This is a genomic window from Corynebacterium sp. UBA2622 (assembly GCF_002339505.1).
Classification (GTDB): domain Bacteria; phylum Actinomycetota; class Actinomycetes; order Mycobacteriales; family Mycobacteriaceae; genus Corynebacterium.
The window spans coordinates 15,487-30,307 of record NZ_DDJO01000014.1 but is presented as its reverse complement, the minus strand read 5'-3'; the positions used below and the strand labels follow the sequence as shown (position 1 = coordinate 30,307).

The window sequence follows — 14,821 nt, the reverse complement described above, 5'->3', positions numbered from 1 at the left end:
GCCCCGTTCAGGAGGCGCTAAGCCACGAAGCCGGCACCCACTCTCCACAGCTTCGACACGGCTAGGGACACCGGCGCGTCGGGCTGTTCCACATCCGCCACCCGGTAGTACTCCATGCCCACCTCGTCGCGGCGCACGCGGGCCACCGCGTAACCGTGGGAGTCCATGTCCACGTGCTTCACCCACGGGTTGAGCTGTCGCACCAACCCCTCCGCCAGGTGCGAGATCGGGTTGTCCTCCGGGGTGTACACCCGAACGGCCTCGGTGATCCAGTCGTCGACGTTGGGCGCGCTAATCGACGCCGTGACCAGCTCGCACCCGATTTCGCGGCCGTTGTGCACCACGGCGTTGGCCCACTCGCTGTGGATGTCGCCGGTGAGGAAGAGGATGTTGGAGTCGTCGGCGGCGAGGACGTCGAAAAGCTGCGCCCTGGCCGAAGCGTAACCGTCCCACTGGTCGGGGTTGAGCGGGATGCCGCTGACGAGGCCCGAGAAGCGGCCCAGCATCTGGTTGGCGATCACCGCGTCCGAGCTCGTCTCGGGCAGGCGGCCGAGCACCATCGGGGCGACCATCACGGAGTTTCCCATCACGTTCCACCGGGCGGTGGAGGTGCGCACGGCGGCGGTGAGCCACTCGAACTGCTCCCCGCCGAGCATCGTGCGGCCGTCGTCGTAGGCGAACTGCCGGGCGACCTGCTGGTCGCGGTAGGTGCGCAGATCCATCATGGTCAGGTTGACCAGGTTGCCGAACTGCAGGTTGCGGTAGATGTGCCCGCCCTCCGAGGGGCGGGTGGCGCGGACGGGGAGCCACTCGAAGTACGCCTGCTGCCCCGCGTCCCGGCGCGCGGCGTACGGGCCCTCTGCCCCCTCGGTGTGGTTTTCCGCTCCCCCGGCCCAGGCGTCGTTGGCGGTCTCGTGGTCGTCCCAGACGACGACCCAGGGAGCGGCGGCATGGGCCCGCTGGAGGTTCAGGTCCTGCTTGTGGCGGCCGTGGCGGGCCCGGTAATCCGCCAGGGTGATCGTTTCGTTGAGCGGCGTATGGGGGCGGGAAACCCCGCTCTTGCCGCTGAACTTGCCTGTGGCGTATTCGTAGATGTAATCGCCGAGGAAGACGACCGCGTCGACGTCGCCGCGCTCCGCGCGCTCAGCCATGTCGCGGTAGGCGGCGAAGTAACCGGCCTCCCAGTTCGCGCACGAGGCGACGGCGAAGGAGATCTGGGCGACGTCGGCGTCGTAGGCTGGGGCGGTCTTCGTCCGCCCCACCGGGGAGGTCACGCCGTTGCAGGTGAAGCGGTAGTAGTACACCGTGTCCGCCTGCAGCCCGTGGGGATCGACGTGGACGGTGTGGTCGGAGGAGGCGGAGGCCGTGGCCGTGCCCGAGCGCACCACCCGCGTGCACTCCGGGTCCGTGGCCACCTCCCACGTCACGGCCGCGTCATCACCGACACCCGAGCCGGGGACGGCGTCGGGGCTGAGGGTCACGCGCGTCCACAGGATGACGGACTCCGGGGTCGGGTCCCCCGAGGCCACCCCGTGCATGAAGAGGGAGTACCCGGACTCGGGGGCTCCGGGGAGAACCCGGGCGCCCGTGACGGGCACGGAGGAACCCGCGGGTTGCGCAGCTGTGCGCGGGGCGATGGCCGCAGAGGCTGCGGCGACCCCGGATCCGACGAGGAAGGTGCGGCGGGGCAGGGAGGGAAGAGACTGGGACCGTGGCATAGGGAACAATTTCTCCCCTCCTCCCGCCGCCCGCAACCGGTGCGACACGGGTTACCGGAGGTTTCACCGGCGGTTCACCGGCCGTTCAGCGGCGGCTGAACCGAAAAACGCCGCCCTCCTCGATCGGGGGCGGCGTTGGCTCGGCGGGGATTACTTGCCCGGGAACCAGATCGCGATCTCGCGCTCGGCGGACTCCGGGGAGTCGGAGCCGTGGACGACGTTCTCACCGACGGTGAGGGCGAAGTCGCCGCGGATGGTGCCGGGGGTGGCCTTCTCCACCGGGTGGGTGCCGCCGGCGAGCTGGCGCCATGCCGCGATGGCGGACTCGCCCTCGACGATGCCGGCCACGAGCGGCGCGGACGTGATGAAGTCGACGAGCTCCCCGAAGAAGGGCTTGTCCTTGTGCTCCTCGTAGTGCTTCTCCGCGGTCTCGCGGTCGGCGGTGCGCAGGTCCAGCTCGACGAGCTTCAGACCCTTGCGCTCGATGCGCGCGATGATGTCGCCGACGTGGCCGTTGGCGACACCGTCCGGCTTGATGAGGATGAGAGTACGTTCAGTCATGTTTTCTCACCTTACTAAACGCCCCCCTCACCCGCCCACCGCCACGCGTATCGGTGTCGCCGCGGTTTTGGCACGGGCGGGGACCCGGTGGCGCGGCACCCCTCCGCTGTGACGTGTGATAAACCAGAGTCAGCTTTGCGACGCACATCACAGCACACCGGAGACCAACGAGGGAGACACAGTGATCCACCCCAGCCCCTACCCCGCCATCGACATCCCCGAAACCGATGTTTTCAGCCTGCTCTTCCCGGAACTGCGCGAGGAGGAGGCCGCCCTCCCCGCGATCACGGAGCTTTCGACGGGCGCCTCGGTGACGTACGGCGAACTGAAGGAGATGGCGGAGTCCATCGCCGGAGAGCTCGCAGCCCGCGGCATCGGCCCCGGCGACGTGGTCACCCTGCAGGTGCCCAACTCCATCAACTTCGCCGCCGGCCTGCTGGGCATCCTGCGCGCGGGGGCCGCGGTCAACCCGATCGGCATGCTGATGAACCAGGCGGATGTGGCCCACATCGTCGGCACCGCGTCCTCGGCGCTGTTCATCGGTCCCACCGACCTTGAGCAGACCCCGCAGATCTTCTCCATGGAACTCCAGTCCGTGGCGGGCAAGGGCCTGCCGGCGCCCGGGATGTCCATCGCCGCCGATTCGATCGCCGCGGTTCCCTTCTCCTCCGGCACCACCGGTATGCCGAAGGGCGTCCAGTTGACGCACCGCAACCTGGTGGCAAATATCCTGCAGGTCAACGACATGCTTGAGCGCAACGGGATGACGCAGGGCACCGCAACCCTGTCCGTCCTGCCCTTCTCCCACATCTACGGGATGACGGTCCTCCTGCTCGGCCCCCTCTTCATGCGCCACCACGTGTTCACCATGCCCAAGTTCGACATGAAGCTCTTCCTCGGCGCCCACGCGCAGCAGGGCATTGAGCTGACTTTCATCGCCCCGCCGATGGCCATCGCGATGGCGAAGCACCCCGACGTGGACCCGGCCTGGTTCGCCTCCTCCCGCCTGATGATCAGCAGCGCCGCGCCCCTCGACGCCGTCACGATGCGCGCGGTGGAGGAACGCCTGGACACCCACGTAATCCAGGGCTGGGGCATGACCGAGGCATCCCCGCTCGTGGCGGTGAACGTCCACGGGGAGGCGGACCACGCCAGCGTGGGCAAGCCCGCCCCCAACACCGAGGTCCGCCTGGTGGACGTCGAGACTCTCGAGGACATCGCGCAGGGCGAGGAGGGCGAGGTCCTGGTGCGCGGCCCCCAGGTGATGAAGGGCTACCTGAACGACCCCGCCGCCACGGCAGAGACCCTTGTGCAGGACGGGTGGCTGCGCACGGGCGACATCGCCCGGATTGACGGGGACGGCGCGCTGCGCATCGTCGACCGCGCCAAGGAGGTGATCAAGTACAAGGGTTACCAAGTCGCCCCGGCGGAGCTGGAGGCGCTGTTGCTCACCCACCCAGACGTGGTGGACGTGGGGGTGGTAGGCGCGGAAAGGGACGGCCTGGAGATTCCGCGGGCGTTCGTCGTCAAGCGCGAGGGCTCCAACCCCCGCGCCGGGGAGCTGATGGAGTGGGTGGCCTCGCGCGTGACCCCCTACAAGAAGGTGCACGAGGTCGTGTTCATCGACGAGATCCCGAAGAACGCGACCGGCAAGATCCTGCGTCGGGAGCTGCGGGGGATGCCCTAACCCGGCATGCGCCAACTTGCGCTACAAATCTGTTGCGTTTACGTGCGGTCTGCGTCACAATAAGCGGAACGAACGATTCACCTAACACTCACGGAGGGTAAACATGGCCGACACCGTCGACTTCAAAGAGTTCCAGGGCATCCCGCTCGATCCCCGCACCGACTACTACGGCCTCTTCGCCGACGTGGACGGCGCCGACCTCGAGTGGTGGCAGAAGGCCCGCGACTTCGCCGAGTGGGCCCGCCCCGGCATCAACGACGCGTGGGAGAAGGCCGAGTACAGCATCCCCGCCGTCGAGGAGATGGCCCGCCGCGGTCTCGTCCGTGACGGAATCGAGATCGAGGGGCTTCCCGAGATGTCGGTACGCGCCAAGCGACTCATCGGCTTCGAGCTCTCGCGTCTCGACGCCTCCACCGCCACCGCCCTGGGGGTCCAGGCCGGCCTGGCGATGCAGTCCATCGCCATGCTCGGCTCCGAGGAGCAGAAGGCGAAGTACCTCAAGCCGATGTCCGAGCTGAAGATCCGCGGCGCCTTCGCTCTCACCGAGCCCGAGCACGGCTCCGACTCCATCGCCCTGGAGACCACGGCCGTCAAGGACGGCGACGAGTGGGTCATCAACGGGGAGAAGAAGTGGATCGGCCACGGCTCCGTCGGCCACATCGCGGTCGTCTACGCCCGCATGGAGGACGGCAACGTCGGCGGCTTCATCGTCGACCAGGACCAGGAGGGCTACTCCGCCGACACCATCACCGGCAAGGCCGCCCTGCGCGGCATCCCGCAGGCGCAGATCAAGCTCGACAACGTCCGCGTCGGCGACGACCGCCGCCTGCCCGGCTGCACGTCCTTCCGCGACACCGCAAAGGTCCTCATGTCCACCCGCATCGGCGTCGCGTGGAGCGCCTTCGGCCTCTCCGTCGACTGCTACGAGAAGGCCCTGAAGTACGCCTCCGAGCGCGTCCAGTTCGGCCGCCCTCTGATCAAGAACCAGATCATCCAGCAGCGCCTCGCCGACATGCTCATGGATGTCACCGCCCAGGGCCTTTACTGCAAGCGCCTCCTCGAGCTCGAAGAGGCCGGCACCATGACCGAGCAGCAGGCCGCGCTGGCGAAGGTGTTCTCCACCCGGGCGGCCCGCCGCGTCGCGGCGAACGCGCGCGACATGTTCGGTGGCGTGGGTATCCTGCTGGAGAACGACGTCATCCGCCACATGGCCGACGCGGAAACCCTCCACACCTACGAGGGCACCGACACGATGCAGTCGCTCATCGTCGGCAAGTCCATCACCGGCGTCGGCGCCTTCACCAGCTAGCTGCGCCGGTTAGCACCCCTTCCCCGCCCGAACCGACCGAACCGACCGAAAGGCCCCCATGTCCGAGACCAGTAAGCTCCTCGTCCCCGAAACCGACTACTACCAGGTCTTCGCGGACGTGGACGGCGAGGACCTGAAGTGGTGGTCCGAGACGCGCGAGTACTGCGAGAGCATCCGCCCCTTCATCAACGATGCGTGGGAGAAGGCGGAGTACAACATCCCCGCCGTCGAAGATGCCGCCCAGCGCGGCCTGGTGCGCGACGCCATCGACATCGAGGGTGAGCGCCCCATGAGCATCCGCGCCAACCGCCTCATCGAGATGGAGCTGGCGCGCTGCGACGCCTCCACCGCCACCGCCGTCATTGTCCAGGCGGGTCTGGCCATGCAGTCGATCAACCTGTGCGGCTCGGAGGAACAGAAGAAGGAGTTCCTCGGCCCCATGTCGCGCATGGAGATCCGCGGGGCCTTCGCGCTCACCGAGCCCGATCACGGCTCCGATTCCATCGGCCTGGAAACCACCGCCACCCGCGACGGTGACGAGTGGGTCATCAACGGCGAAAAGAAGTGGATCGGCCACGGCTCCGTGGGCCACATCGCCATTGTCTGGGCGCGCATGGACAACGGCGAGGTCGGCGGCTTCATCGTCGACCAGGACCAGGACGGCTACGAGGCCGAGACCATCGCCGGCAAGGCCTCTCTGCGCGGAATCCCGCAGGCCCACATCAGGCTTCGCGACATCCGCGTGCCCGAGTCCCGCCGCCTCGCCAACGCCAACTCCTTCCGCGACACCGCCCGGGTCCTGGGTGGCACCCGCCTCGGCGTCGCGTGGAGCGCCCTGGGCATCGCCATCGACTGCTACGAAAAGGCCCTCGGCTACGCCAAGGAGCGCGTCCAGTTCGGCCGCCCGCTGGTGAAGAACCAAATCATCCAGCAGCGCCTCGCCGACATGCTCATGGACGTGACCGCCATGGCGCTGTACTGCAGGCGCCTGCTCGAGCTCGAGGAGGCAGGGACGCTGAGCGAGAAGCAGGCGGCGCTGGCCAAGGTGCACAACACCCGCGCCGCGCGGCGCGTGGCCGCCAATGCCCGAGACATGTTCGGCGGCGTGGGCATCCTGCTGGAAAACGACGTGATCCGCCACATGGCGGACATCGAGTCCCTGCACACCTACGAGGGAACGGACACCATCCAGTCCCTCATCGTGGGCAAGACCGTCACCGGAGTCAGCGCCTACCGCTGAGTCGGACGGGAAAGGGGGGCCGGTCGCGCACCGGCCCCCCTTTTCGCGTTCCCGCCAGCGGCCCGGACCGCTGGCGCGAACCCGCTAGTTGTTCAGCGGCTTGCGGGTCTTCGCCATGTGCTCCGCACGCTCGAAGTTCTCCTGGCGGGCCAGCACATCGGAGGCGGCGTCGACCTGCCGGTCGCCCAGCTCCGCCTCGGTGGCGGTGCCCTCGCCCGCGTAGACGGAGGCCAGGGCCGCGCCGATGGCCTTGTCGGTCTCGGATCCCTCGGTGTACTCCAGGGTTTCCGTGGTCAGCGGCAGCTCGGCGTCCTCGGGGGCGGTGTAACCCTGCGCAAGCTCGCGGGCGAGCTCGAGGGCCTGCTCCACGACGTGGTCGGGGCTCATGATCACGCGGTCCCCGTCGCGCCAGAAGTCCACGTTCACGGCGGGCACCGGCTTGACGTTGAGCAGCGCGTCGTAGGCCGTCTTGTGGGCGTTGGGGACGCCCAGCTCGAGCAGGCGCTGCAGCAGGCGCACCGGCCCGGACCACGCCGGGAACAGGCCCACCGAGCGCTCGGGGAAGCCCACGCGGGTCTCGCCGTGAATGACGGAGGCGTCGGTGTGCAGCAGCAGCTCCATGCCACCACCCAGGGCGACACCGCGAACGGCGCCGACCACGGGGTAGGGGGCGCGACGCAGCGCGTGCAGGCCCTCGACGCCCTGACGGATGGTGGCCTTGCGGGCCTCCTCGTCGCCGTTCGGGCCGGAGATCTCGGCCAGGCGCGGGAGGTTGGCGCCTGCGGAGAAGGCGCGCTCCTCGTCGTTGGCGATGACGAGAGAGGCCAGGTCCCACTCGCCGGCGTGGGTGAAAAGCTCCGTGACGTCGTCGGTCGAGGAGTTCATCGGGGTGGTGTAGACAAACACGCCCGTGCCGTCACTGAGCTTGTAGACGGTCGCACCCGCGTTCTGGGCCACAACCTCGGCGCCGTCGACCAGGTCGGCGACGCGCACCACGCCCTCGCGGCGCGGAAGGTCCACCAGCTGGCCGTCGGTGCCGAGCACCCTGCCGTCGACGTAGAAGCCGCCGGCCTGGCGCGCCGAGTCCAGGAGGGCCGGGGTGGCGTCGAAAAGCGAGGCGACGTAGTCGAGGCCGAGCGAGTCGGCGAGGGCGAAGGGGCCCTTCTTCCAGCCGTAGCCCAGCTCCATCGCGACATCGATCTTGTCCACCGTGTCCGCGATCTCGAAGGCAGTGTCGCAGCAGTACTGGAAGAAGATGCGGAAGACCTCGCGGGCGTATTTGCCCTCGGGGGTGCCGGAGTCCATCAGCTCAACCGCGGACTTGGGCACCTCGTAGCTCTGCTTCGGGCGGTAGTCGTGCGCCTCGAAGTCGTAGACCTCGTCGCGGCCGCGGTAGAAGCCGGACTCGGCGGTGCGGCCGGTGAAGCCCTTCTCCAGCAGCTCCTTGAAGGGCGCGGAGTCCGTGACACCGTAGTTCTGCATCGCGTCGTCGGCGGGCAGGGCACCGAGAAGCGAACCCCAGATGTGGGGGGCAACCTGCAGGCCGACGTAATCGAAGAGGCCGAACACGCCGGTGCGCGGGACGCCGAACGGGCGGCCGAAGGCGACGTCCGCCTGCTCGGGCGCGATGCCCTGGTCGAAGGCGACCTGCGCGCCGACACCCATCCAGAAGGAGCCGATGCGGTTGGCGATGAAGCCCGGGGTGTCACGGCAGTCGACCACGACCTTGCCCAGGCCGCGCTCGAGGGTGCCTCGGAGCCGCTCGGTAATCTCCGGGTCGGTGTCGGGGCCGGCGACGAGCTCGACGAGGCGCATCACTCGCGGCGGGTTGAAGAAGTGGGTGATGGCGAAGTCGCGCTTGAAGTCCTCGCTCGCCTCGGCGAGCAGCGTCTCCAGCGGGATGGTGGAGGTGTTCGAGGTGACGGGGGTGCCGGGGCGGCGGTGGGCGTCAACCTTGGCGAAGGTGTCGCGCTTGACGTTGATGTCCTCGAAGACGGCCTCGACGATCCAGTCGGCCTCCGCGAGTCGGTCGAGGTGGTCCTCGGTGTTGCCCGGGGTGACGCGCTCCGCGTACTCCTTGCGCGCGAACCCGTGGCGCTTGACCTGGGTCTCGATGCCCTTGCGGGCCCGCTCGTCGCGGTCCTCGCCGTCACCGGGGAGGTCGAGAAGATGGACCTTCAGCCCGGCGTTGGCCATGAGGGCCGCGATGCCCGCGCCCATGGAGCCGGCACCGAGAACTGCTGCAGTGGTGATTTCCTTGGACATGTGTTCCTTAAACCTCCAGAACGAGAGCGATACCCTGGCCGCCGCCGATGCAGGCGGTGACGAGGCCGAGCCCGCCACCCGCCGCCTTCAGGGCGTGGATGAGCTTGGTGATGAGGATGACGCCGGTCGCGCCGATGGGGTGGCCGAGCGCGATGGCGCCACCGTGGATGTTCGTCTTGTCGTTGTCGAAGCCGAGCTGGTCGGACACGGCGATGGCCTGCGCCGCGAAGGCTTCGTTGGATTCGATGAGCTTGATGTCGCCCAGGCTCAGGCCAGCCTTGTCCAGCGCCTTCGGCACCGCAACGGTGGGGCCGAGGCCCATGTACTTCGGGTCGCAGCCGGCCAGGCCCCAGGACACGACCTTGGCGAGCGGCTCCTGGCCATACTCCTTCAGGCCGGAGTCGGTCGTCATCACCAGCGCCGCGGAGGCGTCGTTGATTCCCGAGGAGTTGCCCGCGGTCACGGAACCTTCCTTGTTGAACGACGGCCGCAGGCCCGCGAGCTTCTCGGCCGTGGTGGCGCGGGGGTGCTCGTCGGTGGTGAAGTCGCCCACGGGCACGATCTGGGACTCGAAGCTGCCGTCCGCGATGGCGGCGGCGGCTCGCTGCTGCGACTGCAGTGCGAACTCGTCCTGGCGGGCGCGGTCGATGCCGTACTTGGCGGCGACGTTCTCCGCGGTGATGCCCATGATGCCGTTGCCCATCGGGTCGGTGAGCGCGCCGGTGAGCCAGTCGACCAGCTTGCCGTCGCCCATCTTGCGGCCCTGGCGCATGCCCTCCACGGAGTAGGGGGCCTGGCTCATCACCTCGACGCCGCCCACGAGCGCGAGCTTGGAATCACCCGTCATGAGCTGCTGGGAGGCGCTCACGGCCGCCTGGACGCCGGAGCCGCAGAGACGGTTCACGCCGAGGGCGTGGGACCCCTGGGGCAGGCCCGCCTCGAGGGCCACCGCGCGGGAGGTGTAGAGGTCGCGCGGTCCGGTGGTGACCACGTTGGCCCACACGGAGGAGTCGAACTCGTCCGCCGCGACACCGGAGTCCGCGATGACGGCCTTGGCGATGTACGCACCGAGGTCGATCGTCGACATCTTGGACAACGAGCCGCCGAAGGTGCCGATCGGCGTCCTCTTCGCCTGGGTGATGTAAATCTGTTCAGTCATGTTCAGTCCTCAACTAATGGAGTGCGGGTAACAATTTCTCCCGAGTATAACGCCCATCACACCACAGGGTCCCCGAATAGAAAAACCCGGTGTACTGCGGAAACAGTTCACCGGGGCTAACTAAAGGGCTACTGCCCGCGGGTCTCGGCCTCCCCCTCACCCGCCACGCCGAGGTGCTGAGTGACCAGGTAACCCCGGCGCATGCGCTGCACCATCTCCGAGCGCAGCTTCACGATGAAGTACCACACGATGCCGAACATGATCCCCACCACCGAGACAGACCAGTGGATGAAGAACCCGAAGATCAGCGGCACCTGCAGGGCGAGGTCGGCCCACAGGGCCCAGGGACGCTTCTGCACGAAGGCGAGCACCAGGTGAGCCAACCCGATGACGGTGATGTAGGCCCAGTTGAAGGTTGTCCAGTGCTCACCGTTGTCGATCTTCAGCACCACCAGCAGGATGAGGAGGATGGTGATGGCCTCCATGATCAACGTGCCGGCCAGCACTCCGCTCAGGCCCTTGATCGGGTCCTTCGCGGGGGCGTGGCCCAGGCCGAGGGGGCTGACGGGGGGTTCGCTCTTGGGGCTCATGCGGGGTCCTTTCCAAACAGTGCTCGCGCCTCACCGGCGGTGACGACGGATCCGGTGATGATGATTCCCGAGCCGGACTGCACTCCCACCTCGGCGAGGGCGTCCTCCGCAAGCTCGACGGCCAGCTCGTAGGCGCCGGGCAGGTTCTCGACGACATGCACGCGCTCGTCGCCGAAGATCTCGCGCGCCTCCTCCGCGAGCTCGAAGGCGTCCCGCGCCCGGGGTGAGGAGTTCTGGGTGATGACCACCTCGGTCAGCACCGGTTCAAGCGCCGCGAAGATGCCGGCAGCGTCCTTGTCACCCAGGACCCCGAGGACCCCGATGAGCCGGGTGAAGTCGAAGTCGTTGGAGAGGGCGTCGGCAAGCGCGTGGGCGCCGTGCGGGTTGTGCGTTGCATCGATGAAGGTCGTGGGCGTGGCGCGGACGCGCTCGAGCCGGCCCGGCGAGGTCACGGCCGCGAAGCCCCGGCGCACGGAGTCCGCGTCGAGGGGTCGCTCGCGCCCGGCACCGGAGAATGCCTCGACGGCTGCCAGAGCCACGGCGGAGTTCCGGGCCTGGTGCGGCCCTGACAGGGGGAGGAAAATCCCGTCGTACGTGCCGGAGAGGCCCTGGAGGGTGAGGGTCTGCCCGCCGACGGCCACCCCGGCCTCCTCCACGCCGAACTCGGAGCCGAGACGGGCGACCGGGGAGCCGACCTCCACGCAGCGCTCCAGGAGCACCCGCATCGCCTGCGGGTCCTGGTCGGAGATGACGGTGACCGCCTCCGGGCTGCGCACGATACCGGCCTTCTCCCCCGCGATTTCCGCGATGGTCTCACCCAGGTATTCGGTGTGGTCGATGCCGACGGGGGTGATCACGTCCACGTCCGCGTCGACAACGTTCGTCGCGTCCCATCGCCCGCCCATGCCGACCTCGATGACGGCGACATCGACGGGGGCGTCGGCGAAGGCCGCGAAGGCCATGCAGGTGAGGAACTCGAAGTAGCTCAGCTTCTGGCCCGTTCGCCCGTCGACCATCTCCACCGCGGGAAGAATCTCCCGGTAGATGCGCACAAAGTCGGCGGGGTGAATCGGTGTGCCATCGATGCCGATGCGCTCGGTGACCTGCTGCAGATGGGGGCTGGTGGTGCGGCCGACCCTGTGTCCCAGGGCGCGCAGGAGCGAATCGACCATCCGCACGGTGGAGGTCTTGCCGTTGGTGCCCGCGACGTGGATGACCTTGTAGGTCATCTGGGGCTCACCGAGGACGTCCATCACCATCTCGACGCGTTCGAGCGTCGGGTCGATCTTCGTCTCGGGCCAGCGCAGGGCCAGCTCGGCCTCGACGCGCGCGAGCTCCTCGAGGTCGGTGCGGGTGACGGGCCGCTCGACCGGAGCCCCGTCCCCGCGGCCGTTCTCCCCCTCGGGCGCCGCGCCAAGGTTGAGACGCAGCCCCGACTCCTCCAGGGTGATGTCGTAGTTCTCGGCCTCGCCGGCAAGCTCGCCGAGGTCGAGCTCCTCGAACTCGATGTCGTCGAAGTCGCCGGGGCCGTTCGTGTCCTCAGCCATCTAGGCCTCCGGCAGGGCCGCGAGCCGGGCGGTGACGCGGTCCAGCTCCTCCTGCGCGACGTGCTGCCGGGCACGGATCTTGTCCACCACGGCATCGGGGGCCTTGGACAGGAACGCCTCGTTGCCCAGCTTCTTGCCGGTGGTCTCAAGTTCCTTCCGGGCGGCCGCGAGCTCCTTTTCCAAACGTTTGCGCTCCGCCGCGACATCCACCGTGCCCGAGGTGTCCAGCGCCACGTCGACGGTGGCGCGGCTCAGGCGCACCTCAACGCTTGCCGACGCCCCGAAGCCCTCCCCCGGCTCCTCGACCCGCGCGATGCTGCGCACCAGGTTCTCCTGGTCCGCGAGGTCCGCGGCGGCGAAATCGAGCGTCGCGGGAACCTTCTGGCTCGGCTTGACCCCCTGGTCGGAGCGGAAGCGCCGCAGCTCGGTGATGAGCTTGACGGCATCCTCGATGCGGCGCCGCGCGTCGGGGTCCGCCGCGACCCCGCCGTTCGTGTCCGCGGCGGTGGGCCAGGCGGCGCGGGTGACGGTCTCCTCCCCCGTCAGGGCGGTCCAGAGGACCTCGGTGACAAAGGGCATGGTCGGGTGCAGCAGCCGCAGGACCACGTCGAGCACGCGTCCGAGCACCAGTTGGGTCGCCTCTCCACGGCGGTTTTCCTCGGCGGAGGCCGATTCCACATCCCGCGGGATCTGGGTTTTGGCGATCTCCAGGTACCAGTCGCACAGCTCGTCCCACGCGAAGTGGTAGAGGTCCTCGTTGGCCTTTGCGAACTGGTAGTCGTCCAGGTACGCGTCCACGCCAGCCCGCACCTCCTCGAGCCGGTCGAGGATCCAGCGGTCGGCATCCGTGAGCTCCCCGCGCGCCGGCAGCTCGCCGACGGCCGCGCCGTTCATCAGGGCGAACTTGGTGGCGTTGAAGAGCTTGGTGGCGAAGTTGCGGGCGGACTGCGCGTGGTCCTCACCAATGGGCAGGTCCACACCCGGGTTCGCCCCGCGGGCCAGGGCGAAGCGCAGGGCATCGGCACCGAAGCGCTCCACCCAGTCCATCGGGTCGATGCCGTTGCCCAGGGACTTCGACATCTTGCGCCCCTTCTCGTCGCGCACCAGGCCGTGGAGGTAGAGGTCCGTGAAGGGCACCTGCGGGCGCCCGTTGCGCCCCTCCCCCAGGATTTCGGGAGTCTGCGAGGCGGCGAAGGTGCCGAACATCATCATGCGCGCGACCCAGAAGAACAGGATGTCGTAGGCGGTGACCAGAACCGACGTGGGGTAGAACTTCTCCAGCTCCGGGCTGCTTTCGGGCCAGCCCATCGTGGAAAACGGCCACAGGGCGGAGGAGAACCAGGTGTCCAGGACATCCGGGTCCTGGGTGTAACCGGCCGGCGGCTCCTCGTCGGGCCCGACACACACGACCTCGCCGTCGGGGCCGTACCAGATCGGGATGCGGTGGCCCCACCACAGCTGCCGCGAGATGGTCCAGTCGTGCATGTTGTCCACCCAGTCGAAGTAGCGTTTCTCCATCGACTGCGGGTGGATCGTGGTGTCGCCGCTGCGAACCGCCTCGGCGGACATGCGGGCGAGCTCGTCCACCTTGACGAACCACTGGAGGGACAGGCGCGGCTCGATCGGCTCCCCGGAACGCTCGGAGTGGCCCACGGAGTGGACGTACGGGCGGATTTCCTTGACAATGCGCCCCTGCTCGGCGAGGGCCTCGCGCACGGCGACGCGGGCCTCCTCGCGGCTCATGCCGTCGAAGCGGGTGCCCGTGTCCGCGATGCGGCCCTTTCCATCCATGATGATGGGCATGTCCAGGTTGTGGCGCAGGCCCATCTCGTAGTCGTTCGGGTCGTGCGCCGGGGTGATCTTCACCGCGCCGGTGCCCAGCTCCATGTCCACGTAGTCGTCGGCGATGACGCGGACGGTCAGCTCGGGCCGCAGCGGGTGCTCGAACTCCTCGCCGACCAGGTGCGCGTAGCGCTCGTCGTCGGGGTGGACGGCGATGGCGACGTCGCCGAGCATGGTTTCGACCCGGGTGGTGGCCACGACCAGGTGCGGTTCGTCGTCGTTCAGCGAACCGTAGCGCAGGGAGACGAATTCGCCGTCCACATCCTTGTACACGACCTCGATGTCGGAGACGGCGGTCTCGAGCACCGGCGACCAGTTCACCAGACGGTAGTCCCGGTAGATCATCCCGGCGTCGTAAAGCTGCTTGAAGATCGTCTGTACGGCGCGCGAAAGGCCCTCGTCGAGGGTGAATCGTTCGCGGGACCAGTCGACCGAGTCGCCGATGGCGCGCATCTGGCCGGTGATGGTTCCGCCGTACTGCTTCTTCCACCCCCAGACGCGCTCGACGAACTCCTCACGCCCGTAGTCGTACCGGTCCTTGCCCTCCTCTTCCTTGAGCTTGGCCTCGACCTTGGTCTGGGTGGCGATGCCCGCGTGGTCCATGCCGGGCAGCCACAGCACCTCGTAACCCTGCATCCGCTTGCGGCGGACCAGGGCGTCCATGAGGGTGTGGTCGAGGGCGTGGCCCATGTGCAGCTGACCGGTCACGTTCGGTGGCGGCAGAACGATGGAGTACGCCGGCCTGCCGCTTTCCGGGTCCGCGGTGAAGTAGCCCGCGTCGACCCAGCCCTGGTATAGGTCGGCCTCCACCGACTGTGGGTCCCAGGACTTCGGCAGCGCGTCTGCCCGGTTCTTACCTGTCACAATTTTCCCCTCGGTCTGGTCGGTCACTCGCACAATCAT

Annotated in this window: 10 protein-coding genes; 3 read left to right on the top strand and 7 right to left on the bottom strand. The window is 68.3% G+C overall.

Annotation, left to right across the window (positions count from 1 at the left end):
* Nucleotides 1-17: 17 nt before the first annotated feature.
* Together B3611_RS06600 and ndk are read right to left on the bottom strand one after the other, a co-directional pair.
* Nucleotides 18-1,718: an alkaline phosphatase D family protein gene (locus B3611_RS06600; RefSeq protein WP_291314292.1), complete on the bottom strand. Its 1,701-nt coding sequence runs from the start codon at nucleotides 1,716-1,718 to the stop codon at nucleotides 18-20.
* A gap of 150 nt (nucleotides 1,719-1,868) precedes the next feature.
* Entirely contained in the window at nucleotides 1,869-2,279 is a 411-nt protein-coding gene (gene ndk / locus B3611_RS06595) for a nucleoside-diphosphate kinase (RefSeq protein ID WP_291314291.1), read from the bottom strand.
* A gap of 181 nt (nucleotides 2,280-2,460) precedes the next feature.
* Between ndk and B3611_RS06590 the strand changes: the two genes are divergently transcribed.
* The 3 genes from B3611_RS06590 (at nucleotide 2,461) to B3611_RS06580 (ending at nucleotide 6,515) form a co-directional block, all read left to right on the top strand.
* The gene (locus B3611_RS06590) at nucleotides 2,461-3,966 is read left to right on the top strand and encodes an AMP-binding protein (protein ID WP_291314290.1); all 1,506 of its coding nucleotides are present in this window, start codon (nucleotides 2,461-2,463) and stop codon (nucleotides 3,964-3,966) included.
* Between the two features lie 103 nt (nucleotides 3,967-4,069).
* A complete protein-coding gene (locus tag B3611_RS06585) occupies nucleotides 4,070-5,275 on the top strand; it encodes an acyl-CoA dehydrogenase family protein (protein WP_291314289.1) in 1,206 nt (401 codons plus the stop codon).
* A 58-nt stretch (nucleotides 5,276-5,333) separates the two neighbouring features.
* Entirely contained in the window at nucleotides 5,334-6,515 is a 1,182-nt protein-coding gene (locus tag B3611_RS06580; RefSeq protein WP_291314288.1) for an acyl-CoA dehydrogenase family protein, read from the top strand.
* Between the two features lie 84 nt (nucleotides 6,516-6,599).
* On the opposite strand, the gene B3611_RS06575 is transcribed toward B3611_RS06580, so the two are convergent.
* The 5 genes from B3611_RS06575 to B3611_RS06555 form a co-directional block, all read right to left on the bottom strand.
* Nucleotides 6,600-8,780 carry a 3-hydroxyacyl-CoA dehydrogenase/enoyl-CoA hydratase family protein gene (locus B3611_RS06575; RefSeq protein ID WP_291314287.1) on the bottom strand — a complete coding sequence of 727 codons (2,181 nt, stop codon included), beginning with the start codon at nucleotides 8,778-8,780 and terminating at the stop codon, nucleotides 6,600-6,602.
* 7 nt (nucleotides 8,781-8,787) lie between these two features.
* Nucleotides 8,788-9,939 carry an acetyl-CoA C-acyltransferase gene (locus tag B3611_RS06570; RefSeq protein WP_291314286.1) on the bottom strand — a complete coding sequence of 384 codons (1,152 nt, stop codon included), beginning with the start codon at nucleotides 9,937-9,939 and terminating at the stop codon, nucleotides 8,788-8,790.
* 128 nt (nucleotides 9,940-10,067) lie between these two features.
* Nucleotides 10,068-10,529 (bottom strand): DUF4233 domain-containing protein, encoded by a 462-nt coding sequence (locus B3611_RS06565; protein ID WP_291314285.1) that lies wholly within the window; start codon nucleotides 10,527-10,529, stop codon nucleotides 10,068-10,070.
* Nucleotides 10,526-12,076, bottom strand: a complete 1,551-nt coding sequence (gene folC / locus B3611_RS06560; RefSeq protein WP_291314284.1) for a bifunctional tetrahydrofolate synthase/dihydrofolate synthase — start codon at nucleotides 12,074-12,076, stop codon at nucleotides 10,526-10,528. The genes B3611_RS06565 and folC overlap by 4 nt, the downstream gene beginning before the upstream one ends.
* On the bottom strand, nucleotides 12,077-14,821 hold the full coding sequence (locus B3611_RS06555; protein ID WP_414646309.1) for a valine--tRNA ligase: 2,745 nt from the start codon (nucleotides 14,819-14,821) through the stop codon (nucleotides 12,077-12,079).

Coding starts and splice junctions, on each gene's coding strand:
- B3611_RS06600 (WP_291314292.1), bottom strand. CDS start 1,718: ATGCCACGGTCCCAGTCTCTTCCCTCCCTGCCCCGCCGCACCTTCCTC.
- ndk (WP_291314291.1), bottom strand. CDS start 2,279: ATGACTGAACGTACTCTCATCCTCATCAAGCCGGACGGTGTCGCCAAC.
- B3611_RS06585 (WP_291314289.1), top strand. CDS start 4,070: ATGGCCGACACCGTCGACTTCAAAGAGTTCCAGGGCATCCCGCTCGAT.
- B3611_RS06580 (WP_291314288.1), top strand. CDS start 5,334: ATGTCCGAGACCAGTAAGCTCCTCGTCCCCGAAACCGACTACTACCAG.
- B3611_RS06575 (WP_291314287.1), bottom strand. CDS start 8,780: ATGTCCAAGGAAATCACCACTGCAGCAGTTCTCGGTGCCGGCTCCATG.
- B3611_RS06570 (WP_291314286.1), bottom strand. CDS start 9,939: ATGACTGAACAGATTTACATCACCCAGGCGAAGAGGACGCCGATCGGC.
- B3611_RS06565 (WP_291314285.1), bottom strand. CDS start 10,529: ATGAGCCCCAAGAGCGAACCCCCCGTCAGCCCCCTCGGCCTGGGCCAC.
- folC (WP_291314284.1), bottom strand. CDS start 12,076: ATGGCTGAGGACACGAACGGCCCCGGCGACTTCGACGACATCGAGTTC.
- B3611_RS06555 (WP_414646309.1), bottom strand. CDS start 14,821: ATGATTGTGCGAGTGACCGACCAGACCGAGGGGAAAATTGTGACAGGT.